Source organism: Phyllobacterium sp. SL163 (assembly GCF_049896885.1).
In the GTDB taxonomy this organism is placed as follows: domain Bacteria; phylum Pseudomonadota; class Alphaproteobacteria; order Rhizobiales; family Rhizobiaceae; genus Phyllobacterium; species Phyllobacterium calauticae.
On sequence record NZ_JAFCVE010000006.1, the window covers coordinates 135,153 to 160,556 of the forward strand.

At 62.6% G+C, this 25,404-nt stretch carries 19 protein-coding genes; 8 read left to right on the plus strand and 11 right to left on the minus strand.

Annotated elements, in window-relative coordinates; translation table 11 throughout:
* Positions 1–4 precede the first annotated feature (4 nt).
* Positions 5–3,127 (minus strand): efflux RND transporter permease subunit, encoded by a 3,123-nt coding sequence (locus ACP7B1_RS14785; protein WP_426137055.1) that lies wholly within the window; start codon positions 3,125–3,127, stop codon positions 5–7.
* The gene (locus ACP7B1_RS14790) at positions 3,124–4,368 is read right to left on the minus strand and encodes an efflux RND transporter periplasmic adaptor subunit (protein WP_346306940.1); all 1,245 of its coding nucleotides are present in this window, start codon (positions 4,366–4,368) and stop codon (positions 3,124–3,126) included. Before ACP7B1_RS14790 ends, ACP7B1_RS14785 begins: the two co-directional genes overlap by 4 nt.
* Positions 4,369–4,575: 207 nt before the next feature.
* Here ACP7B1_RS14790 and ACP7B1_RS14795 point away from each other — a divergent pair, with 207 nt between their 5' ends.
* On the plus strand, positions 4,576–6,840 hold the full coding sequence (locus ACP7B1_RS14795) for a mechanosensitive ion channel family protein (protein WP_403184672.1): 2,265 nt from the start codon (positions 4,576–4,578) through the stop codon (positions 6,838–6,840).
* Between the two features lie 268 nt (positions 6,841–7,108).
* Here the strand turns inward: ACP7B1_RS14795 and ACP7B1_RS14800 are convergent, their stop codons facing one another.
* Genes ACP7B1_RS14800 through ACP7B1_RS14810 form a run of 3 tightly spaced genes read right to left on the minus strand, consistent with a single transcriptional unit; the run spans position 7,109 to position 9,746 of the window.
* The gene (locus ACP7B1_RS14800) at positions 7,109–7,897 is read right to left on the minus strand and encodes an ABC transporter ATP-binding protein (RefSeq protein ID WP_346307652.1); all 789 of its coding nucleotides are present in this window, start codon (positions 7,895–7,897) and stop codon (positions 7,109–7,111) included.
* On the minus strand, positions 7,894–8,889 hold the full coding sequence (locus ACP7B1_RS14805) for a FecCD family ABC transporter permease (protein ID WP_346307653.1): 996 nt from the start codon (positions 8,887–8,889) through the stop codon (positions 7,894–7,896). The genes ACP7B1_RS14800 and ACP7B1_RS14805 overlap by 4 nt, the downstream gene beginning before the upstream one ends.
* The gene (locus ACP7B1_RS14810) at positions 8,886–9,746 is read right to left on the minus strand and encodes an ABC transporter substrate-binding protein (RefSeq protein ID WP_346307654.1); all 861 of its coding nucleotides are present in this window, start codon (positions 9,744–9,746) and stop codon (positions 8,886–8,888) included. The genes ACP7B1_RS14805 and ACP7B1_RS14810 overlap by 4 nt, the downstream gene beginning before the upstream one ends.
* A gap of 177 nt (positions 9,747–9,923) precedes the next feature.
* Here ACP7B1_RS14810 and ACP7B1_RS14815 point away from each other — a divergent pair, with 177 nt between their 5' ends.
* The 5 genes from ACP7B1_RS14815 (at position 9,924) to ACP7B1_RS14835 (ending at position 15,405) form a co-directional block, all read left to right on the plus strand.
* Positions 9,924–10,910 carry an aldo/keto reductase gene (locus ACP7B1_RS14815; RefSeq protein ID WP_346307655.1) on the plus strand — a complete coding sequence of 329 codons (987 nt, stop codon included), beginning with the start codon at positions 9,924–9,926 and terminating at the stop codon, positions 10,908–10,910.
* Between the two features lie 250 nt (positions 10,911–11,160).
* Positions 11,161–12,015, plus strand: a complete 855-nt coding sequence (locus ACP7B1_RS14820; RefSeq protein ID WP_346307656.1) for a ferredoxin--NADP reductase — start codon at positions 11,161–11,163, stop codon at positions 12,013–12,015.
* 172 nt (positions 12,016–12,187) lie between these two features.
* Positions 12,188–12,652, plus strand: a complete 465-nt coding sequence (locus tag ACP7B1_RS14825; RefSeq protein WP_105735155.1) for a MarR family winged helix-turn-helix transcriptional regulator — start codon at positions 12,188–12,190, stop codon at positions 12,650–12,652.
* A complete protein-coding gene (locus ACP7B1_RS14830) occupies positions 12,645–13,865 on the plus strand; it encodes an HlyD family secretion protein (protein ID WP_403184667.1) in 1,221 nt (406 codons plus the stop codon). Before ACP7B1_RS14825 ends, ACP7B1_RS14830 begins: the two co-directional genes overlap by 8 nt.
* The gene (locus ACP7B1_RS14835) at positions 13,858–15,405 is read left to right on the plus strand and encodes a DHA2 family efflux MFS transporter permease subunit (RefSeq protein WP_426137056.1); all 1,548 of its coding nucleotides are present in this window, start codon (positions 13,858–13,860) and stop codon (positions 15,403–15,405) included. Before ACP7B1_RS14830 ends, ACP7B1_RS14835 begins: the two co-directional genes overlap by 8 nt.
* Positions 15,406–15,459: 54 nt before the next feature.
* Here ACP7B1_RS14835 and ACP7B1_RS14840 read toward each other — a convergent pair whose 3' ends face one another.
* Together ACP7B1_RS14840 and ACP7B1_RS14845 are read right to left on the minus strand one after the other, a co-directional pair.
* Positions 15,460–16,476: an amino acid ABC transporter substrate-binding protein gene (locus ACP7B1_RS14840; protein WP_346305688.1), complete on the minus strand. Its 1,017-nt coding sequence runs from the start codon at positions 16,474–16,476 to the stop codon at positions 15,460–15,462.
* 85 nt (positions 16,477–16,561) lie between these two features.
* Positions 16,562–19,615: an aminotransferase class III-fold pyridoxal phosphate-dependent enzyme gene (locus ACP7B1_RS14845; RefSeq protein WP_346305689.1), complete on the minus strand. Its 3,054-nt coding sequence runs from the start codon at positions 19,613–19,615 to the stop codon at positions 16,562–16,564.
* A gap of 123 nt (positions 19,616–19,738) precedes the next feature.
* Here ACP7B1_RS14845 and ACP7B1_RS14850 point away from each other — a divergent pair, with 123 nt between their 5' ends.
* Positions 19,739–20,191 carry an Lrp/AsnC family transcriptional regulator gene (locus ACP7B1_RS14850; RefSeq protein ID WP_223615429.1) on the plus strand — a complete coding sequence of 151 codons (453 nt, stop codon included), beginning with the start codon at positions 19,739–19,741 and terminating at the stop codon, positions 20,189–20,191.
* Positions 20,192–20,321: 130 nt separating this feature from the next.
* Positions 20,322–20,489 carry a DUF1127 domain-containing protein gene (locus tag ACP7B1_RS14855; RefSeq protein ID WP_346305690.1) on the plus strand — a complete coding sequence of 56 codons (168 nt, stop codon included), beginning with the start codon at positions 20,322–20,324 and terminating at the stop codon, positions 20,487–20,489.
* Here ACP7B1_RS14855 and ACP7B1_RS14860 read toward each other — a convergent pair.
* The 4 genes from ACP7B1_RS14860 to gcl are packed head-to-tail and all read right to left on the minus strand — an operon-like array spanning position 20,486 to position 25,311.
* On the minus strand, positions 20,486–21,763 hold the full coding sequence (locus ACP7B1_RS14860) for a glycerate kinase (RefSeq protein ID WP_346305691.1): 1,278 nt from the start codon (positions 21,761–21,763) through the stop codon (positions 20,486–20,488). The genes ACP7B1_RS14855 and ACP7B1_RS14860 overlap by 4 nt on opposite strands.
* 33 nt (positions 21,764–21,796) lie before the next feature.
* The gene (locus ACP7B1_RS14865) at positions 21,797–22,681 is read right to left on the minus strand and encodes a 2-hydroxy-3-oxopropionate reductase (RefSeq protein ID WP_346305692.1); all 885 of its coding nucleotides are present in this window, start codon (positions 22,679–22,681) and stop codon (positions 21,797–21,799) included.
* Between the two features lie 4 nt (positions 22,682–22,685).
* Positions 22,686–23,501: a hydroxypyruvate isomerase gene (gene hyi, locus ACP7B1_RS14870; protein WP_346305693.1), complete on the minus strand. Its 816-nt coding sequence runs from the start codon at positions 23,499–23,501 to the stop codon at positions 22,686–22,688.
* A gap of 25 nt (positions 23,502–23,526) precedes the next feature.
* Positions 23,527–25,311: a glyoxylate carboligase gene (gene gcl / locus ACP7B1_RS14875; protein ID WP_346305694.1), complete on the minus strand. Its 1,785-nt coding sequence runs from the start codon at positions 25,309–25,311 to the stop codon at positions 23,527–23,529.
* Positions 25,312–25,404: the final 93 nt, after the last annotated feature.

The window sequence follows — 25,404 nt, forward strand, 5'->3', positions numbered from 1 at the left end:
GCGCCTATTCCGCCGCGTGCGGCGCCGCAGCTGTGCCGCGTTTGCCGAAGAGCCTGCGCCACAGCTGCGTCGATCCGCGCGACATGTCTTCCATGTAGAGGAAGATCACCGGCGTGATGAACAGCGTAAGGATTTGCGAGGCGAACAGGCCGCCGACCACGGCCACACCAAGCGGCTGGCGCAATTCCGAACTGGCACCCGCACCGATGGCAATCGGCAGGGTTCCCATCAGCGCGGCCAGTGTCGTCATCATGATCGGCCGGAACCGCACCAGACAGGCTTCGCGGATCGCATCATGCGGCGTGTCACCCGCCCGCTGCCGGACGAGCGCAAAGTCGACCATCATGATGGCGTTCTTCTTGACGATGCCGATCAGCATCAGCATGCCGATGATGGCGATCACGCTGAGGTCAAAGCCGAACAGTTGCAGCGTCGCCAGCGCCCCGGCCGCCGCCGCCGGCAGGCCGGTCAGGATGGTCAGCGGATGGATGAAGCTCTCATAGAGAATGCCGAGCACGATATAGATCGTCAGGATCGCCGCGCCGATCAGCAGACCCTGATTGGACAGCGCCTGCTGGAACACTTTGGCGGTGCCGGTGAATGTCGAGGAAATCGAGTCGGGAACATTCAGTTCCGCCTTGATCTTGTTGATTTCTTCCACCGCCCTGCCCAAGGCAATGCCCTGCGGCAGGTTGAAGGAGATGGTCACCGCCGGCAGCTGGCTCAACTGGCTGACGGCCAGCAGTCCGGCACGCCGCTCCACATGGGCGAAGGAAGACAGCGGGATGAGCTTGTTGGTGGTGGTCGAGCGGATCTGCATCTGGTCGAGCTTGTCGGTCGTCCAGGGGATGGACGGATCGAGCTCGAGGATCACCTCGTAGCTGTCGCCGGTGGAAAAGATGGTCGAGGCCTGATTGGTACCGAAGGCGTAATAGAGCGAATTGCGCAGCTGCGTCGATGAAATGCCGAGGAGCCGCGCCTTGTCCGCATCGATCACCAGATTGGCCTGCAGCGCATTGTTCTGCAGGTCGCTGGTCACATCGGCAAAATATTGCCGGTCCTGCTGCAGCGCCAGCAGGAATTTCTGCGACCATGGATAGAGATCGTCGGCATTGATGCCCTGCAGCACGAACTGGTACTGTGCACGCGACGACGTGCTGCCGATGCGCAGGTTCTGGATGGCGATGGGATAGCTGTTGATGCCAGGCACCTTGGCCAGCGACTGGCGCAGGTCCGTCAGCAGCGGGTCGAGCGCCAGGCGCTGGGATTTGGGTTTGAGCTCAACGAAGAAACTGCCCTGATTAAGGCTCGATGAATTGAAGCCGCCGCCGATGGTTGACGCCACATGGGCCACATAGGGCTTGCTCCTCAGGACATCGGCCACCTGCTTCTGCAGCGCCACCATGGCATCGAATGAAATGTCCTGCCGCGCTTCGGTCGAGATGGAAAGCTGGCCGATATCCTCGGTCGGCAGAAAGCCCTTGTCGATGGACGAGAAGAGATAAAGCGTTGCGACAACCGTCAGAAGAAAGATTCCGAAGACAACGATACGGAAGCGCAGGCAGACATCGAGCATCCAGCGGTAACCGCCAAGGACCGCATCGAAAACCCGCTCCGTCAGGGGTTTGCGGCCCTTTCCATCGTCATGCGGAATGGCCGGCATGTGGCTGCACAGCATCGGGGTCAAGGTCAGCGATATCAGCGCCGACGCCACGATCGCCACGGTCACCACGACGGCAAATTCGTTGAAGATGCGCCCGACCACGCCGCCCATCAGCAGGACGGGGATGAAGACCGCCACGAGCGATGCGGTGATGGACACGATGGTGAAACCGATTTCCTCGCTGCCCTTGAGCGCCGCCTCGCGCGGCGGCATGCCCTCCTCGATATGCCGGGATATGTTCTCCAGCATGACGATGGCATCGTCCACCACCAGCCCGACGGAAAGCGTCAGGCCCAGCAGCGAGATATTGTCGATGGAAAAGCCGAACACATACATCACGCCCAGCGTGGCGATCAGCGACAGCGGCACGGCAATCGTCGGGATAAGCGTGGCCGCGATCCGCCGCAGGAACACGAAGATCACCATCACGACCAGCGCGATGATCAGGATGAGCGTGAATTGCACATCCGATACGGCCTGCCGGATCGACGTCGAGCGGTCGTTGAGCACGTTGAGGCTGGTGGACGCGCCGAGCTCTTCAGCGAATTTCGGCAGCATGGTGCGCACGCGGTCCACCACATCGACCGTATTGGCGCCGGGCTGGCGGAAGACGGCCAGCACCAGCGCCTTCTTGCCGTCATAGCGGCTCTCGGTCTGGGTATTGGCAACCGAATCCACAACACGCGCCACGTCGCCCAGGCGCACCGGCTTGCCATTGGGCGACGCGATCAGAATCTGGCGGAATGTGTCGGCGTTCTTCGACTGCGTGTCGGCCTCGATTGCCATCTGCTGGGTGGGGCTGGTGAGCGTTCCCACCGGCGCAATCGAATTGTTGTCGGCCACGGCGCTCGTCAGTTCATCGATGCCGATTCCGCGTGCCTTCATCGCATTGGGATCGACCTCGATGCGCACGGCGAACTGCTTGGCACCGAACACCTGGACCTCGCCGACGCCATCCACGGTCGACAGCGACGGTGAGATGACCTGCTCGGCATAATCGTCGAGCTTCGACAATTGCGCCATATCGCTTTGCAGCGCGATCAGCAGGATGGGAGCGTCGGCGGGATTGGTCTTGCGGTAGCTCGGCGGCGTTGTCATGCTCGCCGGCAGTTGCCGCAGCGTCCGTGCGATGGCCGCTTGGACGTCGGCGGCGGCCTGATCGATGTTCCTGTCGAGCTCGAATTCGATGGTGACGCGGGTCTGTCCCTGCGTGCTCGTGGCGCTGATCGTCGAAACGGAAGGTATCGTTGCGAACTGCTTGATCAGCGGCGTTGCCACGGCATTGGCCATGGTGTCGGGCGCGGCACCCGGCAGCTGGGCGGAAACCGATATGACAGGGAAATCGACCTGCGGCAGGGCGGCCACAGGGAGGAACTGATAGGCAAACAGGCCCGATGCGGCCAGCGCGACGGAGAGGAGGATTGTTGCGATGGGCCGGCGGATGAATATGGCGGAGATGTTCATTGCACCGTGTCCGTCTTGATCGGATCCGGTGCAACCGCATCGGCCGCCGACAGCGCGGGCGCCGCAGTGTCCACATCGGCCACCGTTTCAATGACGCTCGAGCCGTCCTGCAGATGCAGCTGCCCGTCGATGACCACATGGTCGCCGGATTTGAGGCCCGCGGTGGTGACGGCGGTATCGCCGACCGTTTCAACCACGGTCACCGCCTGCTTGATCACCTTCTTGTCGGGGCCGACGACAAAGGCGAATGTCCCGTCATTGCCCTGCTGAATGGCGATCAGCGGTACGGTCACCGCGTCCTTGTGCGTGCCGATTTCGACCGTTGCGTTGATGTACTGGCCGGGCCACAGCGCGCCGTCATCATTGGCCACATCCGCCTTCAGGACAATCGTCCCGGAGGCCGTGTCGACGCTGGAATCGACAAAGTTGAGCGGGCCTGACGCAATCACTTCCTTGCTGCCGGGAACCTTGACCAGAACGTCGAGCTGACGTTCCTTCATCGCATCGCGCAATGTCGGCAGATCGCTTTCCGCAACCGTGAACGACACACGCAGCGGCGCCATGCGCGTGATGGTCAAAAGACCGCCGCCGGTATCCGCAGTGCGCACGAAATTGCCGACGGATGTGTTGACCACCCCGACACGGCCATCGATGGGTGCCTTGATGGTCATGTAGGAGAGAAGGACCTCGTCGGCCTGGATCTGCGCCGTATCCATAGCAATCGACGCTTTCAACGCATTGACAACGGCAAGCGCCTGATAGGTCTGCTGCTGCGTATTGATTTTCTGGCTCGACAGGGCCTGCGCCGCGATCAGGTCCTGATTGGCGGAATCGAGATTGGCCTGGTCCTTGGCCAGTGCCGCCTTGTCCTTCTCGATCGTCGCTCGGATCGTCCGGTCATCCAGTTGAAAAAGCACGTCTCCGGCTTTGACCATCTGCCCGTCCTTGACATTGGTCGCCATCACCACGCCATCGGCTTGCGGCCGGATGACAACCGTGTTGATTGGCTCGATATTGCCGACAACCGTCTTGGTGATGGGCACGTCTTCGGTCTTGGCCGTGGCGGCAACAATCGATGGAACGGCGGCAGACCGTCCCTTGCCGGACCCTGCGGCCGGCGCTGTCGCGGCAACCGTCGTCGGCCCCTTGCCGGCAGGCGGCGCGTTCAGATGGGGAGAGAGAAAGATGTAGCCGAGTCCGGCCAATACAACGAACGCGATCAAAAGACCCAGACGTTTCACTGCACGCTACCTCCAGGGCACCGCCCGTTAGCCAACAATGTATCGGCTATTGACTCTCTCACCTTCCCGGCATCTTGTCGAATGACCATTTTGTCATGTTCGCTGCAATGCACAGGGCGGCAATCGCCCGGATCGGGCAATGCAATCAGCACTTGAAGCCGACCAAGCAATGCGCGTACTCCTATCAGGAGAACGAAGGGGACCGCGATGCTGAAACACCTGAACATTCCATCGGCAATGCGCGTGGTCCTTTTGTGTCTGTGCACGGCACTTTCCGGCGTTTTCGCAGCGGCCACAACCGCTTGCGCGCAGACCGCGGCGCCGGAAACCGTCACCATCGTGCTGCAGCGGGGCCAAAGCGAAGCCGACATCAACAACACGCTGCGGGCCGCCTATGCCAGCGGCCGCAACGTTGTCGTGCGTTGGGAGGATCCGGCACCCGCGCCCGCACCGGCAAAAGCCAAGGCCTTGCCCGCCGCGCAGCCGGGCGATAGCCCGCTCGATCAGGCCGAAGCCCTGGCCGAGAATGCGCTGGATTCATTCGGCACCGGTCTCTCCGTCGGGCTCACGGGCATCGGCCACATCGTCGAACTGCCCTTCATGATGGACAAGGGGCTGCAAAGCCAGGGCGGCGACTGGAGTCAGGTTTCCCTCGTTACGCTGGGTGCGCTGCTTGCCGCCGCCGCCGCAGGCTGGATCGTCTTCCGGCTTGGCACGGCCCTGATCGTCCGCCCGCTCGGCGAGGATGCCGATCTCGTCCATCGCGCCCGCGGCTCGCTCGCCCGCACGGTGCGCGACATCGCCGGCATTTGCGCCTTCATTGCCGTCGGGCACATCGTCATCAACATCCTGACGGCGGACGCGCCGATGGCCTCCACCCTGACGTTGAGGCTGCTGCACGCCGCAGCGCTGACCCTGGTCTACGCGGCGGTCGGACGGCTGTTCCTTTCGCCCGGCGATCCCCAGGCAAGGCTTCTGCCCATCAACAATCCTCAATGGCACTTCCGCATGCTGGTTGCCTATGGCCTCACCGGCGCCCTGGTCGGCCAGCTCGTCCGCCTGTCCCTGGAAAGCGGTGTCAGCCGCGGCGTCACCGAAGGCTGGTTCCTGATTGCAGCGACCGTGGTTACGGTTCTGAAGCTCTGGTGGTTCATAGGCGGGCGCAAGGACATCACCGCGGTGTTTGCCGGACCGGCACCGAGCATGACCCGGCAGGTCATCGCAAGCGCGCTTCCGGCATTCCTGTCTTTGGTTGCCATCCTGATCTGGATTGTCGGCTGCATGGCAGCCAGTGCTCCGCAGCGCGCCCATTGGGGGGAAGCGGCGGGCGCAACCCAGGTCATCATCCTGCTGATACCCATCATCGCCCTTGGCATGCATGCGCTGATTGCGGCCATGCAGGAGCGGCACAAGAATGACAAGCCGCTGCCGCCGCTGGCGCAGGCTTTCATCGCGGCCATCCAGACACTGGCGACCGGGGGCATCTGGCTTCTCGGTCTCTTCCTCATTATCCGTCTGTGGACCAGCTATATGGACAGCGCCTACGCCATGGCGCTGTCGCTCATCACCGGCCTGCTCAGGATCAGCGTTGCCGTGGTCGTCGGCTGGGCCATCTGGAGTTTCCTGCGGCACTATTTCACCGCCCTCTCTCCTTCCTCGCGGCCGCTGCTGCCGGGACAGGAGGACACGGACGGTCCAACGCGCACCGCCGCCGGACGCCTCTCGACGATCCTGCCGCTGGTGCGCGATCTCGCCTTTGGCGCCATCGTTGCGATCACGGCACTCGTGGTGCTTTCATCCCTCGGCATGGATATCGGACCGCTGCTTGCCGGCTTCGGCGTTCTCGGGCTGGCCATTTCCTTCGGCTCGCAAACGCTGGTGAAGGATGTGGTCTCGGGCATATTCTTCATTGCCGACGACGCATTCCGCACGGGTGAATATATCGATACCGGCAAGCTCAAGGGCACCGTCGAGCGCATCACGCTGCGCTCCCTGCAGCTGCGCCATCAGAACGGCCCGGTGCACACCATCCCCTTCGGACAGATCCAGTCGGTGACGAATTACAGCCGGGACTGGAGCACGATCAAGTTCGAGCTGCGCTTCGATCGCGACACCGATCCGGAAAAGATCCGCAAGACGGTCAAGAAGGTCGGCCAGGACATGCTCGAGGATCCGGAATTCGGCCCGGAATTTCTGGTTCCGCTGAAATTCCAGGGCATTCAGGACATCACCGAGAATTCGATGATCGTCCGGCTCAAATTCACTGCCAAACCGGGCAACCCGTCGCTTATCCAGCGTGAGGCGATGAAGCGGCTGCTCGTGGCCTTCCGCGAAGCCGGTCTCCTGCTGGCATCCAATGCGGTGACCGTGCGGTCGGGGACCAACGACGCGGCCGGTGCCGGTGCGGCAACCCAGATCGCCCTGGAGAAGGCCGCCGAACTCGCGTCGACGCAGGCGGCCAAGCCGGGCTAGAGCCTTTCCTGCTTAAATAGAATCGTTCTGCCGGAGGGAATTTGGTTCAAGGGTGAGGGATTTGGCGAGACCGATGTCTTTCCATCGGGCGAAGCCGAAGCCCGATGGCATTGGGCCAAATTCGCCCGGCCCTTCGGGTTTCCGGCTGGCGGACACCCACTTTGTCAGGCAGCTTCGTCCGATGGGTAAACATCGGCCTCGCTACCTTCCGCGTGGATTGTCTCGCCATCCGGGAAACAGAACTGGTTCTATTTAAACAGGAAAGGCTCTAGTGCCACTCCGGCGTGCCGGCAAGCGCGACGGGCTGGACGATCAGCCCCTGCTCCGTTGCCTGGAGATAGGCCTCAACACCATAGATCCGGCGCATGTGATCCGCCGTCAGCACCTCCGCGGGCCTGCCGTCGGCGACGATCCTGCCTGCGTGGATGAGAACCAGCCGGCTGCACCAGTGCGCGGCAAGGCTGAGATCGTGCAGGGATGCAACCACCGCCGAGCCCTTGCCGGCCAGATCGGCGAGCGACTGCATCAGGCCGATCTGATGCGCCGGATCGAGCCCCGCCGCCGGTTCGTCCGCAAGCAGGAGCGCCGCATCCTGCGCCAGGGCACGGGCGATCAGCACCCGCGCCCGCTCGCCGCCGGAAAGGTCGAGAGCCGAACGATGGCGCAGCTGCTGGACATCCATCCGCTGCATCGCCTGTTCGACCAGCGCCGCATCATGCGCGCTCGGCCGGGAAAATCCGCGGCGGTAGGGCGTGCGGCCGAGCGAGACGAGATGTTCCACTGACACGGCCCAGGCGATTTCGCGGTCCTGCGGCAGATAGGCGACGTGCTTTGCCCGCTCCCCGACGTTCATCCGCCGCGCCGGTTTTCCGGCAATGCCGATGTCGCCGCTCGACGGCACCAGGCCGAGGATGCTGCGCAGAAGAGTTGACTTGCCCGCACCGTTCGGGCCGATCAGCCCGACAAATTCACCGGCGCGAACGTCGAGCGATACATCGTGCAGGACGGCCCTGGAACCGAGCGAGGCATGGACATGGGACAGGCTGAGGATCGTCATATCAGCGTCCTTCGCGTGCGGAACACCAGCCAGAGGAAGAAGGGCGCGCCGATCATGGCCGTCAGCACGCCGAGCTTCAAATCCCGGCCCGGCGCGATCAGGCGCACGAGAATATCGGCTGCCAGCAGCATCGATGCGCCGCCAAGCGCGCTGGCCGGCAGCAGGCGCGACGGCCGGGCACCCACCAGCGGCCGCAGCACATGCGGCACGATCAGGCCGACAAAGCCGATGGCACCGGCAACGGCGGTGGCCGCCCCGACGGATGCGGCCGTGCCCAGAATGGCGAAGAACTGTACCCGCCGGATGTTGATGCCCATGCTGGCAGCGGCATCGGGGCCGAGTGTCAGGGCGTCGAGCGCGCGGCCGAGGCTGAACAGCAGCGCCCAGCCCGCAAGGATGAACGGGGCGGCAAGCTGCACATGCAGCATGGAGCGGTCGGTGAGGGATCCCAGCATCCAGTAGACGATCTCCATCGCGGCAAACGGGTTGGGTGACAGGTTCAGCGCCAGCGTGGTCATCGCCCCGGCAAAGCTCGAGACGGCGACACCGGCGAGAATGATGGTCAGCGTGCCCGCGCCGCGGCCGGCCAGCGCCTGCACCAGGAAGACCGCGAGAACGGCGCCTGCCAGCGCCATCAGCGGCAGGGCAAGCGGAAAAGCCAGGGACAGGCCGGTATAGATGGCGATCACCGCGCCGAGCGATGCCGACGCACTCACCCCGAGAAGGCCCGGTTCCGCCAGCGGATTGCGCAGATAGCCCTGCAGCACCGCGCCGGAGAGCCCGAGGGTCGCCCCGATCATCAGGCCGAGCAGCGCGCGCGGCAGCCGTATTTCCCGCATGACGATGACGATGGCATCGCCCTGTCCCGTCAGCAGGGCGCGGATACTGTCCGACATGCCCAGTGCGGCCGGACCGGCGAGCAGCGACAGCACGAACAGGACAAGGGTCAACAGCGCAAGCCCGGACAGGAGAAGACGGTAATGATCCTTCATCTGGAGCCCTCCCGCCGTGCCGCATCCGACAGCAGCTTGACGGCCTCTGCCGTGAACGGTCCGCCGCATATCCAGTACTTGTCGGGGATATCGACGGGCTGCCGCCCCTGCAGCGCCGCCCGGAACGCCGGATGGAGCTGCGCGTCATAGGCAAGGGCAGGCGCCGGATAGGCGTTGTGGGTGGCAATCAGGTCCGGCTTGGCCATGACCAGTTGTTCCAGCGACAATTTTTGCGTGCCGTCGAGGCCCAGCTTTTCGCCCATATTGATCAGCCCCGCCCGGTTGACGACCTCACCGGCCAGGGTGCTGCGGCCCGCGGTAATCTGGTTGGCATAATAGAGCGCGACGGTGGGTGCATCGGCGCTGCGTGCCGGAATGCTTGCCAGGGCCGTGTCCATGGCGCCCAGCAGTTCTTCCGCCCTGGCTTCGCGCCCGAGCAGGGCACCCATCCGCCGCACATTGGCGCGGATATCGTCGAAGGAGGCTTCCGGCGGGAATTCCTCGACGCGAAATCCCAGCCGCCTGAGAATAGCGGTCGTGGCCCGCGTGGTGTAGGTGCTGGTCAGGACGAGATCCGGCTGCATCAGGAATATCTCTTCCGCCTGACCATGATTGAGCGCAAACGCCCCCGCCTCCCCGGCCAGAACCGATACGGTCGCATCCGCGGCGAGATAGGACACGGAAACGAGCTGCCCGCCCGATGCCAGCAGCATCGCCAGCTGATCAGTGCAAAGGTTCATGGAGACGACACGCCCCGGTGCTTCGGCCGACGTGGAATCGACCGTGGCAAGCAGCGCAATGGCGGATGCCAACCACGCCGCGCCTGCGCCGACAGCCCGTCTGTATCCCCTGCTCACGCCCGCAAACTCCCCTTGCCCCTCATACAGCCGAAACCTTGGCGGCATGCGGCGACCTGCCTATAGCTGCCATCAATATCGTCCGGCGTATAGTCATTCCTGCGGCATATCCATCGTCTGACCGGTTGACATCCCGTTTTGCCGCTTCCACCATGGGACAGATTCCGGGAGAGACAATTGGACATTCGCAAGATTGGTAAAACGCCGCTGGCCGTCACTGAAATCGGCTTCGGCGGGGCGGCGATTGGCGGGCTGTATCGTGAATGCACGCGCGACGCCGCAATGGAAACCCTGCAGACCGCATGGGATGCCGGCATACGCTATTTCGACACGGCGCCGTTTTACGGTTTCGGCCTGTCGGAGCGCCGCACCGGCGACTTCCTGCGCGACAAGCCGCGCGACAGCTACGTGCTTTCGACAAAGGTCGGTCGCCTCATGCGCCCGGTGCCGGAGGATCAGGTCCCCGATCATTCCTACGTCAATCCCCTGCCCTTCGCCGTCGACTATGACTACAGCTATGACGGCATCATGCGGTCCTTCGAATTCAGCCTGGCGCGCCTCGGCCTGAACCGGACCGACATCCTTTACGTGCACGATATCGGTGCCTACACCCACGGCACCGAACAAAACGCCGTCTATATGGACCAGCTGCTCGGCAGCGGGCTGAAGGCGCTGGACGAACTCAAGTCGGCCGGGGCGATTGCCGCCTATGGGTTGGGGGTGAACGAGGTCGAGGTCTGCCTCGATGTGCTGGCCCGGCATCCGCTCGACTGCATTCTTCTCGCCGGGCGCTATTCCCTGCTCGACCGCGCGGCCGAACGCGGCCTGCTGGACCTCTGCCGGACGCAGAACACCTCCCTCGTCATTGGCGGCGTGTTCAATTCCGGCATTCTGGCGACGGGGCCGGTGCCCGGCGCGCACTTCGATTATGGCCCGGCATCCGCGGATATTCTCGAGCGCGTCCGCGCCATGCAGGCCGTCGCGGAAGCTGAAAATGTGCCGCTGGCAGCCGCCGCCATCCAGTTTCCGTTCCGTGAACCGGTTGTGGCGAATGTTTTGATCGGCACCGCCAAGCCCTCGAGCCTGACCCGCAATCTGGAAATTTTATCCACGAAAGTCCCGGAATCTGTATACACCGACTGCGAACGTTTCGTCCTTCGCTAAATTCTTCTAAAAGATCGCTCCGGATTAGTATCGGCATGGGTTTCATCGGGTGGCAGCAACCGCTAATTTGCTGATCTGCCTTGCAATATCAGCCATTGCATATTCCGCTCATCTGATTACATAAGGGCTCGCTGACTTCGTTCAGCGCGCCCGGCTGGCATATGCGGCGGCCGGAAATCAGGCAATGAATGGAGCAACGCCCGGCTCTCTTTCATGTGTTGACACGAAGTATTGAGCGAGAGACCCAGGGATGACTGCATCTTCGTCAGCGACCGTCACGGCGGCACCTATTCATGCAACGGATGACCTTTCGGCACCGGTTGCATTTGCGATTCCCGACAATGTGTTCGCGGAAACGGTCACCGAGGTGCGCCACTATACCGATCGCCTGTTCCGTTTCCGTATCACGCGGCCCACAAGCTTCCGCTTCCGTTCCGGCGAATTCGTCATGATCGGCCTGCCCAATGCGGAAAAGCCTGTCTATCGCGCCTATTCCATCGCCAGCCCGTCCTGGGACGAGGAAATCGAATTCTTCTCGATCAAGGTCGACAACGGCCCGCTGACCGAACATCTGCAAAAGATCAAGCGCGGCGATACGGTCCTCCTGCGCAAGAAGTCGACGGGAACGCTGGTTCTCGATGCACTTCTTCCCGGCAAGCGGCTCTACATGCTGTCGACGGGAACCGGCGTCGCCCCCTTCGCCAGCCTGATCCGCGACCCCGAGACCTACGAAAAATTCGAAGAGGTCATCCTGATCCAGACCTGCCGGGATATCGCCGAGCTGAAATACATCACCGAAATGGTCGAGGGCATCAAGGATGACCCGCTGATCGGTGAATTCGCCGCCGACAGCCTGCGGCTCTACACCACGACCACGCGTGAACCATTCACCCATATGGGCCGCATCACCGACCTGATGCAGAGCGGCAAGCTGTTCAACGATCTCGGCCTGCCGCCGCTCGATCCCGAAACCGACCGCGGCATGATCTGCGGCTCGATGCACATGATCCACGACACCAAGGCCATTCTGGAATCCTTCGGCCTGGTCGAAGGCGCCAACAACAAACCGGCGACCTATGTGGTCGAGCGGGCCTTCGTCGGCTGAAACCTGCCTGCAGAAACATCTGGAATATCGTGCCCGGCCTCCTTGAGGCCGGGCATTTTGTTATGCGGCTTGCCTCACTGACTTGTGACACCTTGTCTCTTCTAAAACATGAGTCCACATGCTATATGTGTGAATGTTATAAGCACCCTTATGAGTTTCAAAACCCCACATCATGGACGACACACCCACTCTTGGCTTTCTGCTGCACGATGTTGCGCGGTTGCTGCGCAAGCGGTTTGAACAGCGGGCGAAATGCCTCGGCCTGACCCGGTCGCAGTGGCAGACGCTGGCCTATCTGTCCAAGAACGAGGGGATTCATCAGGCTGGCCTCGCGGAAATCCTCGAAATCGAGCCGATCACGCTGGTGCGCATCCTCGACAAGCTGCAGGAGCGCAACCTGATCGAGCGGCGCCGGCACCCGACCGACCGCCGCATCTGGCTGCTGTTCCTGCGCGATGAAGCGCGCCCGCATCTGGCGGATATGCGCGTCATCGGCGAAGTCACCCGGTCCGAAGCCCTCGAAAATGTGCCGGCGGAAGACCGCGAACATCTCATCCGCACTCTAACCCTTATGAAGTCCAATTTGATCGATGCCTGTCAGACACCGGTCGATGACAGGAAGACACACCATGGCTGACGGATCTCTCAACTCCCGCATTCCCGCCAATACCGATCACCCCGCCGCGCCGGGGCATGCCGCGCCCGTTCTGGAAAAGACCGAAGCACCCGGCGAAGCGCCGGTAACCGCCCGCGTCAACGAACCGGTGCCGCTGCCCGATATCACGCCGCCGAAAACCCGCCGCAACCGTCTGCGCCCCGTGCTCTTCGCCGCGCTGCCGCTTGCCCTCGTGGTCGGCGGCTATTTCTACGTCACCGGCGGGCAGGTCATGTCCACCGACAACGCCTATGTGCAGGCGGACATGGTCGGCGTTTCCACCGATATATCGGGGCTGGTCAGCGCCATCGACGTGCATGACAACGAGGTCGTCAAGCAGGGACAGATCCTGTTCCGCATCAACCCCGACGTCTACCGCATCGCTCTGGAGGGTGCGCAGGCGCAGCTCGGCACCGTTCGCAACCAGATTCTCAACCTGCAGGCGAGCTACAAGCAGACGCTGGCGGAAATCGCCCAGGCGGAATCCGACATTCCCTTCTATCAGAAGACCCTGCAGCGCCAGGCGGACCTGACCAACACCGCCGCCGTCTCCAAGGCCACCTATGATCAGGCCAAGCATGATCTCGACGCCGCGCAGCAGAAGGTCGATGTCGCCAGGGCACAGGCTGCCACCACGCTCGCCCAATTGGGCAACAATGCCGACCAGCCCGTCGAGCAGAACCCGTCCTATCTCGCGGCAAAGGCAACCGTCGACAAGGCCCAGCACGATTTTGACGCGACCACGGTGCGTGCGCCCTTCGATGGGATCGTGACCAATGTCAGTTCGCTGCAGGTCGGCGCCTATCTCCAGGCCTCGCAGGCCGGTTTCAGCCTGGTCTCGACAACCCATATGTGGGTCGCCGCCAGCCCCAAGGAAACCGAGCTGACCTATGTGAAGCCCGGCCAGCCCGTGACAGTGACCGTCGACACCTATCCGGGCGTCGAATGGAAGGGCACGGTTGCCAGCATCAGCCCGGCCTCCGGCTCGAGCTTCTCGCTGCTGCCCGCGCAGAATACAACCGGCAATTGGGTTAAGGTTGTTCAGCGCATCCCCATGCTCGTCAGCATTAACGATATGGCTGGCAAGCCGCCCCTGCGCGTCGGCATGAGCGTGACGGCCGAAGTCGATACCGGTCATGCACGCGGCCTGCCGCAGTTCGTGCAATCGCTCCTGGGCAGCAAGGATCATGTCTAGCACCGTCGCACTGCCGGGCACCGCGCCGGTTGCCAATCGCGGCGCGATCACGGCCTGTGTCATTCTCGCCGTGATCATGCAGGCGCTCGATACGACCATCGCCAACGTGGCGCTGCCCTATATCCAGGGCAGCGTTGCGGCGAGCGCCGACCAGATCAACTGGGTCCTGACCTCCTACATCGTCGCTGCTGCCATCATGACGCCGCCGTCGGGCTTTCTCGCCGCCCGCTTCGGCCGCAAGCGCGTGCTGCTCACCGCCATCGCCGGGTTCGTCGTGGCGTCGGTGCTGTGCGGCATCGCCCAGTCGCTGCCGCAGATCGTGGCTTTCCGGCTGTTGCAGGGCCTGTTCGGCGCCTCGCTCGTCCCCCTGTCGCAAGGCATTCTTCTCGACATCTATTCCGTCGAGGAGCGCGGCTCGGCCATGGCGCTGTTCGGCGTTTCCGTCATGGTCGGTCCCGTGCTCGGCCCTGTCATCGGCGGCTGGCTGACCGACAATATCAGCTGGCGCTGGGTGTTTTACATCAACGTTCCCATCGGCCTTCTCGCCTTTGTCGGCATTGTTGCCTTCGTCACCGAAACCGGGCGGGAGCTGAAGGCCAAGCTCGACTGGTTCGGCTTCGGCACGCTCAGCCTTGCCATCGCCGCCCTTCAGCTTTTTCTCGACCGCGGCGAACAGCTCGACTGGTTTTCCTCCGGCGAGATCCAGCTGGAAGCGCTGGTCTGCGTCAGCGCCTTCTACCTGTTCCTCAGCCACACCTTCACGGCCGAACGGTCCTTCGTCAATCCAAGGCTGTTCCTTGACCGGAACTTTGCCGTCAGCATGTTCTTCATCTTCATCGTCGGCGTGACCTATCTCGCCTCGCTTGCCCTGATGACGCCGTATCTGCAGACGCTCATGGGCTATCCCGTCACCACGGCAGGTATCGTCATGGGCCCGCGCGGTGTCGGCACGATGGTGTGCATGTTCATCGTCGGCCGCCTCATCGGCAAGGTCGACACGCGCTTCCTCCTGGTGCTCGGCCTCGGGCTGACCGCATGGGCCATGTACGACATGACCGGCTGGACGCCTGACGTATCGCAGTGGACCATCGTTTCGGTGGGCTTCATCCAGGGTGCGGGCCTCGGCTTCCTCTTCGTGCCGCTGACGACGATTGCCTTTGCCACCCTGCCCGCCAGCATGCGCGGCGAAGGCACGGGCCTGTACAATCTGTCGCGCAACATCGGTTCCAGCGTCGGCATTTCCATCGTCACGGCGCTGATCACCGAGAATGTGCAGACCAACCACGCCTCGATCGCCGCCTATGTCACGCCGTTCAACCACGCCTTCAATGCGCCTGCCGTGATGCAGCATCTCGACCCGCTGAAGGCGGCGGGCCGTGCTTCGCTTGACGGCATCATCACCCTGCAGGCCACGATCATCGCCTATATGGACGATTTCAAGCTGCTGATGCTGATGTCGCTGGCGGCCATCCCGCTGGTGTTCCTGCTGCGCAAGCCGGCACCCAGCGCCACGCCGCCGGAACATGCGGTGATGGAATGAAACAAGGGCGGGCGGTCCATCGGACCGCCCGCCCTTTTATCATGGTAACGCATCTTACCGCGCTGGCGGCGCATACATCAGGCCGCCGGCATTCCACAGGGCGTTGATGCCCCGGTCGATCTTCAGGGGGCTGCCCTTGCCGAGATTGCGGTCGAACATTTCGCCGTAATTGCCGGTTGTCGACACGATGTTGTAGATCCAGCCCTTGTCGAGGCCCAGCGGCGCGCCCGTATCCCCCTCGGCGCCCAGAAAGCGCTTGATCGACGGATTGCCGGATTCAACCTGCTTGGCGATGTTCTCCCTGGTAATGCCCAGCTCTTCCGCTTCGATCATCGAGAACAGCGTCCAGCGGACGATGTTGAACCAGCGGTCATCGCCCTGGCGCACCGCCGGTCCCAGCGGCTCCTTGGAAATGATCTCGGGCAGCACCATGAACCCCTCGGGGTCGGACAGGGTCAGTCTTTGCGCGTAGAGTGCGGAGGCATCCGTCGTGTAGACATCGCAGCGGCCGTTGTTCAGCGCGACAATGGTTTCATCCGGGCGTTCGAACGAGACGATCTCGTAGGTGATGTTGTTCGCCTTGAAATAATCGGCAACGTTGAGTTCGGTTGTCGTGCCGGTCTCCGTGCACAGCGAGGCGCCGGAAAGCTCCTTTGCGCTCTTCACGCCCAGCGACTTCTTCACCATGAAGCCCTGCCCGTCATAATAGGCGGTGCCGACGAATTTGAGGCCCATGGTGGTATCGCGCGACAGGGTCCACGTGGTCTGGCGCGACAGCAGATCGGCTTCGCCGGACTGCAGCGCGGTGAAGCGGTCCTTGGTGGAAAGCGGAATGAAGTTGACCTTGTCCGGGTCGCCGAAGATTGCCGCTGACACCGCATGGCAGAAATCAACGTCGAAGCCGGTCCATTTGCCCGCACTGTCCGCATTGGAAAAGCCGAGGACGCCCTGGCTGACGCCGCAATTGACGCGGCCGCGTTCCTTGATCACCGACAGCGTGTCGGCCTTGGCGGGGGTGGCGGTAAAGGCTGCCGATGCCAGCAGCAGGGCGAGAAGTGCAGTCCGTTTCATGATGTTCTCCCTCATTGTGATTGAATAAATCTTTCCCGTCCGCCGGACAGCTGCCCGACGGTTCGTTCTTTCTTCGGTGTTTAGATCACTGGTTCGCCAGGACGGCCGTGAACGTGTCCTCCAACACGTCGATCAGATAATCCGCATTGGCCCGGCTGAAAATCATCGGCGGGCGCAGCTTCAGGATGTTGTCGTGCGGTCCCTCCGTTCCCATCAGGATACCGCGCTCCCTGGCACCGTTGTTGATGGCGCGGGCTATCTCCGTGGCCGGATGTTTGGTGCTGCGGTCCGTCACCAGCTCGATGCCGAGAAACAGGCCCTGTCCGCGCACATCGCCGATGACGGCATGGCGGGCTTTCATCTCCTCGAAGCGCTGCAGCAGGTAATTGCCTGTCTCCAGCGCATTCTGCCGCAGATTGTCGCGCTCGATCACATCGAGCACCGCAAGGCCCACAGCACAGGACACCGGATTGCCGCCGAATGTGTTGAAATATTCCATGCCGTTGTTGAACGAGGCGGCGATCTCGCGCGTTGTCACCACCGCCGCCATGGGGTGGCCATTGCCGATGGGCTTGCCCATGGTGACGATATCCGGCACGACGCCTTGCGTCTCGAACGCCCACCAATGGCTGCCGACGCGGCCGAAACCGACCTGCACTTCATCCGCCGCACAGATACCGCCAGCGGCACGCACCATCGCGTAGACCTCTTTGAGGTAACCATCCGGCAGGAACACCTGACCGGCAACGCTGGGAATGGACTCGGCAAAGAACAGGCCCGGCGCCTTGCCTGCCCGGCGCATCTGTTCGATCTGTTCGGCAACGCTTTCCGCATAGCGGCTGGCAATCTCCGCCTGCGGCCAGTCGGACGGCGCCCGGTAAGGATCGGGAATGGCGGCTTCATAGACATGCGGCTTGCGGCCCTTGCCGCCTCGACGCTTGTATTTGTAGGGGCTGAGCTCGATCAGTTCCTGCGTCGTGCCGTGATAGGCCCAATCGAGCACAATCGCCTCCTCGCGGCCCGTATGCGCCCGCATCATCCGCAACATCAGGCTGTTGGCCTCGCTGCCCGAACAGGCAAAGGTCGCGACCGTCAGGTCACCGGGCAGCGTTGCGGTCAGCCGCTCCGCATAGGTGACGATGTTGTCATGGAGATAGCGTGTGTTGGTGTTGAGCAGGCCCGCCTGCCATGACAGGGCCCTCACCACATCCGGATGGGCATGGCCGAGATGGCAGACATTGTTGAAGCAGTCGAGATAGGCCCGACCGCGATCGTCGATCAGCCAGACACCCTCGCCGCGCACGAACTTGATCGGCTCCGCATAGGAAATGGAGAGATTGGGCAGGAGCGACGTGCGGCGCGCCGCAACAATGGCCTCCCGGCTGCGCCCCGTCTGCTGGAATGTCTCGCGTGGCAGGCCGATGAAATTGGCCGGATCCGGGAACAGCTCGCCCCAGACCGGGAGATAGCGCGCTTCGCCGACGCCGAGGATGGCGGTTGCGGACAGGGATGTATCAACCGACAATTGCAGATGCAGATGCGGTGCCCAGCCGCCATTTTCCGTGGGCGTCCCCATTTGGCCGACGAGATCGCCCGCTTGAAGCAGGTCGCCCGGACGCAGCCGCGTCAGGGCCTCATGCGCAAGATGCCCCCACAGCGTCGCAAAGGGCGGGCAGCCGTCCGGCGCATGTTCGAGCTTGACGAGGCAGCCATAGCCGAGCGGATCTGGCTCGATGACGACTTCTGCGACAGTTGCCGCGATGGGCGTGAACAGTTTCGTGCCTGCAGCCATGAAGAGGTCGAGGCCGAGATGCCGGGTGCGCCGCTCGCCGGCAATGAAACGCGATTCGAACATCACGCCGGTATAGACGGAGCGTTCCTCGCCCCACGGCCCGATGCCAAGCGCAATACCGTTTTCCGCACAATAGCCATCCCACCACGCGGTTGCCTTGTCCGGCTGCTGCGCCGCGGACCAGACGGTCATGGCATTTTCGGGATCGCCATAGGGAACCAGCGCCTTGGCCGCGGTGGCCGGATGCTGCGCGAGAACCGGAGCAAAAGTCCGGTTGTTGCGCTTGATCCAGCCGGCAACCGCCTTGGCCCCGGCAGACGCATCATATCCGCAGGCATGGCGGAAAATCGCCGTGGCAAAGCCCGGATTGATCGCATCGAGCCGCCGCAGCAATGCCCATGCGGGGGCCTCGCTGATGGCGAGATAGGGATTATCATCCGTCTTGTCCTTGCGCTGCGCCGACAGCGTGACGCTGGTGACGAGCCGCATGGCGATCAGGTCGAACAGCAGATCCAGCTCCTGTTCCTGCAGAGGATATTCCGCATGGAAGCCCGCAACGATGGCGACTGCCGCGCCGATGGGATCGTCGAGATCGAGAATGGAATAGGCGCATGCCACCGCCACTTCCGCGATCAGCACGCTGTGCAGCGCATCGCCGAAATCGATCAGGCCGGCAATTTTCCCCGGATTGTCCGCGTCGACCAGCACGTTCCAGTCATTGGCGTCATTGTGGATGACGGCGGCACGAAGGGATGGCAGACGCGGCGCCACCCGCGCCTCGAACCGGTCGAGGAAGCGGCCGAGCAGCGCACGATCCTCGGCATTGTCGATATATTTCAGGCGCTGGCGCGACAGGCCCGCCGCCCGCATGTCCCAGTCGAATGTCCTGAGCGCGCCGGGATGCATGAAGCCCTGCATGGCCCTGTCCAGCCGCCCGAGCATCCCGCCGAGGCTTTGCAGCACCGCCGGCGTGCGTTCGCGTTCGGCCAGGGGATCGCCGTCCTGCCAGGACACCATGCGGATGCAATGCTGATCGCCGGTCGAGGATTGAACCTGCACCAGCACCTGCCCGTCCAGCGACCGACGCAATCTTGGCACCGGCAGATCGGAGGCATTGGCTTCGAGATGATGCAGCAGCGCCGTCTGGAAATCGCTCTGGTCCTTCGGCTCGCTGGAATTGACGGCTTTGAGAATCCAGATGGAGCCATCCGATGCATCGATCCGGAAATTCTGGTCGCGTTCGCTGGCGAGCGAACTGATCCGGCCCTCCACGCCAAAATGCTCCTTGGCGATGGCGAGCGCTTCCGCATTCGAAAATGCCGGTGCCGGATGGGACAGATTGATCATGCATCAACTCCTTTTCGCCAGAGCTTGGCACGGGCCTCAAAATGGGGCATCCGTTAATCCGCCGGTTTGACCGTCAGAAGGACGGCCTGAACCGGCATTTGGTCGGGGGAAGAGAAGAGGGCAATGAAGGAACTCGATGAAAAGGACCGGAACATTCTGAGCATCCTGTCGCGCGATGCCAAGATTCCGCTGAAGACGCTCGCCGGAAAGATCGGTCTGTCACGCAGCGCAACCAGCGAGCGCATTCTTTTTCTCGAACGGTCGGGGGTCATCCGCGGTTACCGGGCCGATATCGGACAGCTGAACGAGGGGGTGATCTGCGCATTCCTGCTGATCAGCCTGGTGCGCACCCCGGCGCTCGGCGTGCTGGACCAGCTCGCGGCCCGTCCGGAAGTCCGGCGCGTTTCCTCAGTCAGCGGGCAGCTCGATCTGATTGTCGAGGTCGAGGTGCCGTCGATGAATCATCTCAACACGATCCGCAACACGGTGGCGCTGCTGGAGGAAGTGGATGACGTCACCACATCGATCATTCTGCGCCGCGACATCGACCGGATGGGCGGCGACGCGGGAGAATAACCGCCGGCCGGATTCACTCTCGGAGGATCAGGCAATCTCTTCGGCCAAACGGGATACCGGTTTTTGACATGGCCGCGCATACTCCGTCGTGTTCACAGGTCTATTTGACGAACAAAGACGAGGTATGAAAATGAACATTTACCGGAATTATATTGCCTGGCGCAATGCGCGCCGCACCATTGCCGAACTCAACAGCCTGCCGCTGGATCAGCTGGCCGACCTCGGCATTGATCCCCTCAGCCATGTCCTTGGCATCCCCGTCCGCTCCTATTCGGGCAACCAACGCGAAAGAAACTAGCTGTCGCCATCTATATAAATAGCCCGGAAATCATTGACATTGGTGCCCGTCGGGCCCGGCACGAAAAGATCACCAAGAGCATCGAACGCCGACCACGCATCATTGGCATTCAACAGGCTGCGCGCGTCCCTCCCAAGACCCGCCAGCCGCGCGGCGGTGCTGCCATCGGCAAAGGCCCCGGCATTGTCCTCCGAACCATCGATGCCGTCGGTATCGGCGGCCAGCGCCGAGATGCCCCCGGCCCCGGCAATGCCAAGCGCAAAAGACAGAAGAAACTCCGTGTTACGCCCGCCCTTGCCCTTCCCGCGCACGGTGACCGTGGTTTCTCCCCCGGACAGGAGAACCACCGGCGCCGTGAACGGCCGGTTTCTGGTCAAAACTTCGCGGGCAAGCGCGGTATGCACATGCGCCACTTCCCGCGCCTCCCCCTCGATGGCATCGGACAGGATGACCGCGTCGACGCCTTGACGCCGCGCCGCCGCTGCGGCCGCCTCGAGCGAGACCGCCGCTGAAGCGATGATGCGGACCGTGTTGCGGGCAAAACCGGGATCGCCGGGATTGGGTGCGCGGGCCGCATCCAGCGACAGATGCCGCAAGGCCGCGGACGGCAATGCAAGATTGTACTGGCGCACGATCGCCCGTGCATCGTCGAGCGATGCTTCATCCGGCACGGTCGGACCCGACGCGACCAGAGCGGGGTTGTCACCGGGAATATCGGATATCACAAGCGTAACGACCCTAGCCGGATAGGCGGCGGCAGCCAGACGTCCGCCCTTGATCATCGAAACATGCTTGCGCACCGTATTCATCGCCGAAATTGGTGCGCCGGATGCCAGTAATGCCTTGTTGACCGCAATCTCGTCATCGAGCGTCATGCCTTCCGGCGGTGCCGGCAGCAGCGCAGAACCGCCGCCCGATATCAGCGCCACCACAAGATCGTCCTCTGTCAGATTGGCAACCGCGTCAAACAGTCTTGCCGTGGCCTTCAGACCCGCCGCGTCGGGCACCGGATGCGCTGCCTCGATGATCTCGATCCGCTCGCATGGCACGCCGAAACCGTAACGGGTGACGACAACCCCTTGCAGCGGGCCATCCCAGGCCTGTTCGAAGGCGCGCGCCATCTGCGCCGAGCCCTTGCCGGCGCCGATGACGATGGTACGCCCTTTCGGGCGGTCCGGCAGGTTGGCGGCAACGGTGCGCTCGGCCTGCGCCGCCGCCACGGCGGCGTCAAACAGGGATGTCAGCAATGCCCTGGGGGCGCTTTTCAATGTCATTATTGTCCGCCCCCATGGCCTTGTCTGTCGAACTCAGGCGACCGCGTGGTTGGCGATGCGCTCCAGCGCCTTGACCAGTCCGGAGTGGTCGAGACCGCTGTCACCGTTCGCCGCGCAGCTGTTGAACAGTTCCTGCGTCGATGCCGTGTTGGGCAGCGAGACGCCCAGCGTCTTGGCGCTCTGCAAGGCAAGGTTGAGGTCCTTCTGGTGCAGCGAGATGCGGAAACCCGGTTCGAATGTCCGCTTGATCATCCGCTCGCCATGCAGTTCGAGAATGCGCGAGGAGGCAAAGCCGCCCATCAGGGCCTCGCGCACCCGCGCCGGATCGGCACCCGCCTTCGACGCCAGCACCAGCGCTTCCGAAATGGCTTCGATGGTCAGGGCAACGATGATCTGGTTGGCAACCTTGGTCACCTGGCCGTCGCCGCAATCGCCGACAAGCGTGATGTTCTTGCCCATCAGCTTGAACAGCGGCAGGGCCCGATCGAAGGCGCTTTGCTCGCCGCCCGCCATGATGCTGAGCGTGGCGTTCTTGGCGCCCACCTCGCCGCCGGACACCGGCGCATCGATATATTCGCTGCCGGTCTCGCGAACCCTTTTGGCGAATTCCTTCGTTTCAATCGGCGAGATCGAGCTCATGTCGATGACGAGCTTGCCAGGCTTCAAGCCGAAGACCACGCCGTTTTCGCCGAAGAGCACGTCCTTGACCTCGGGCGTATCCGGCAGCATCAGGATGATGATATCCGTCTTTTCGGCGAGAGCCTTGGGGCTTTCAACGATCTTCAGGCCGTTCTCGACCAGTTCCGGGCGCGGCTCGATGAAGAATTTCGAGGTGTAGACGTCATGCCCCGCATCCTGCAGGTGACGTGCCATGGGCGTGCCCATGATGCCCAGTCCGATGAAACCTATGTCAGCCATATCCTCAGCTCCTCATTCTCAAGATGTCGGCGGATTTCTGCGCGTCGGAAAAATCCTTCAGCCAGCCCAGTCCGCGTTGCGTTTCAGTCTTTGGTTTGTATTCGCAGCCGACCCAGCCGGTGTAACCGGCCTCGTCCAGTGCCTCGAACACGAAGGGATAGTTGATTTCGCCTGTGCCCGGCTCATTCCGGCCGGGATTGTCGGCCAGCTGGATATGGGCAATCCGGTCCTTGTGGCGCTGGTAGGTCGCCACCAGTTCGCCGCGCGTGCGCTGCTGGTGATAGAGATCGTACTGGATGAAGAGATTGTCGCTGCCGACCTCGTCGATGATCGATGCGGCCTGTTCGACGGTATTCAGGTAGAAACCGGGAATATCATAGGCGTTGATCGGCTCGATCAGCAGGCGGATCTTGTGCCTGGCAAGCTCCTGCGCCGCCAGACGCAGATTGTGCACGAATGTCGTGCGCAGCACATCGGCCGCCAGCCCGACCGGCGCGATGCCGGCAAGGCAGTTGATCTGCCTGCATCCCAGCTCGGTGGCATAGTCGATGGCCGTGGCAACGCCGCGCCGGAACTCATCGATGCGGTCCGGCAGCACCGCGATGCCGCGCTCGCCGCCCGCCCAGTTGCCGGCCGGAAGATTGTGCAGCACCTGCACCAGCCGGTGCTGCCCGAGTTTCTGTTTGAGAACGGCGGCATCAAATTCATAGGGGAAGAGATATTCCACCGCATCGAAACCCGCCTGGCTGGCCAGCGCAAAGCGGTCGAGAAACGGAACCTCGTTGAAGAGCATCGTCAGATTGGCTGCAAATTTGGGCATGAGACCTCCGGAAAGTCAGTGAATGTCAGTCAAGGAATGCCGCGACGGCGGTCGGTGCATCCTGCTTCTGCTCGGCCAGCTCCTCGAACTCGACCACCGCATTGATGTCGGCGCCCATGGAGATATTGGTCACCCGCTCGAGGATGAACTCGATGACCACCGGCACCTGGTGTTCGTCCATCAGCGCCTGCGCCTGCGCAAAGGCGTCGGCAAACTGGTTGGGGCTGCGCACCCGGATGGCCTTGCAGCCGAGACCCTCGGCCACCGCCACATGGTCGACGCCGTAGCCCTTCTCCGCATCATCAGACGCATTGATGTTGTCGAAAGCAAGCGACACTTCGAAATCCATGTTGAAGCCGCGCTGCGCCTGCCGGATCAGCCCGAGATAGGAATTGTTCACGACCACGTGCAGATAGGGCAGCTTGTGCTGAGCGCCGACGGCCAGTTCCTCGATCATGAACTGGAAATCATAGTCGCCGGAGAGCGCCACGATCGGCCGGTGGGGATCGGCGGCACGCACGCCGAGGGCGGCGGGCAAGGTCCAGCCGAGAGGCCCGGCCTGACCGCAATTGATCCAGTTGCGCGGGCGATAGACATGCAGGAACTGCGCCCCGGCGATCTGGCTGAGGCCGATGGTCGTGACATAGCAGGTATCGCGGCCGAACGCCTTGTTCATCTCCTCGTAGACGCGCTGCGGCTTGAGCGGCGTCTGGTCGAAATGCGTCTTGCGCAGCAGGGTGCGCTTGCGCTCCTGGCATTCCCGCGCCCATGCCGACCAGTCACGCAGTTTGCCTGCGGCCTTCCATTCGGTGGCCACGTCGAGGAACAGCTTCAGCGCCTTGCCCGCATCCGAGACAATGCCGAAATCCGGCGCGAAGACGCGGCCGATCTGGGTCGGCTCGATGTCGACATGCACGAATGTGCGCCCTTCCGTATAGGTCGCGACATTGCCCGTATGGCGGTTGGCCCAGCGGTTGCCGATCCCCAGCACGAAGTCCGAAGCCAGCAGCGTGGCATTGCCGTAGCGGTGCGAGGTCTGCAGGCCGCACATGCCCGCCATCAGCCGGTGATCGTCCGGGATCGTTCCCCAGCCCATCAATGTCGGGATGACGGGAACGCCGGTGATTTCGGCGAACTCCACCAGGAGATCGGAGGCATCGGCATTGATGATGCCGCCGCCCGCCACGATCAGCGGCCGTTCCGCCGCATTAAGCATAACAAGCGCCTTTTCCACCTGCGCGCGCGTTGCGGCAGGCTTGTACGGCTCGAGCGGTTCATAGGTGTCGGCGTCGAATTCGATTTCCGCCAGCTGCACATCCAGCGGCAGGTCGATCAGCACCGGACCCGGACGGCCCGAGCGCATGATGTGAAAGGCCTTCTGGAAGACGTAAGGCACCAGGCCGGGTTCCATCACGGTCACCGCCCATTTGGTCACCGGCTTGGCGATGGAAGCGATATCGACGGCCTGAAAATCCTCCTTGTCGAGACGGGCGCGCGGCGCCTGCCCGGTGATGCACAGAATGGGGATGGAATCGGCCGAGGCCGAGTAAAGACCGGTGATCATATCGGTACCGGCCGGGCCCGATGTGCCGATGCACACGCCGATATTGCCGTGATTGGCGCGGGTATAGCCCTCCGCCATGTGCGAAGCGCCTTCCACGTGGCGCGCCAGGATATGGCGAACCGAACCGCGGGCGCGCAGCGCCGAATAGAACGGGTTGATGGCCGCGCCCGGCACACCGAAAGCGCAATCGATCCCCTCCTTTTCCAGGATAAGAACCGCAGCATCGACAGCACGCATTTTGGTCATGATCATTCCTCCAGATTTAGTGGGATCATAATCCGTTTCATAAATCGCACAATGCATTTCTGGAAATCATTCTCATTATATGGAAATAAAGAT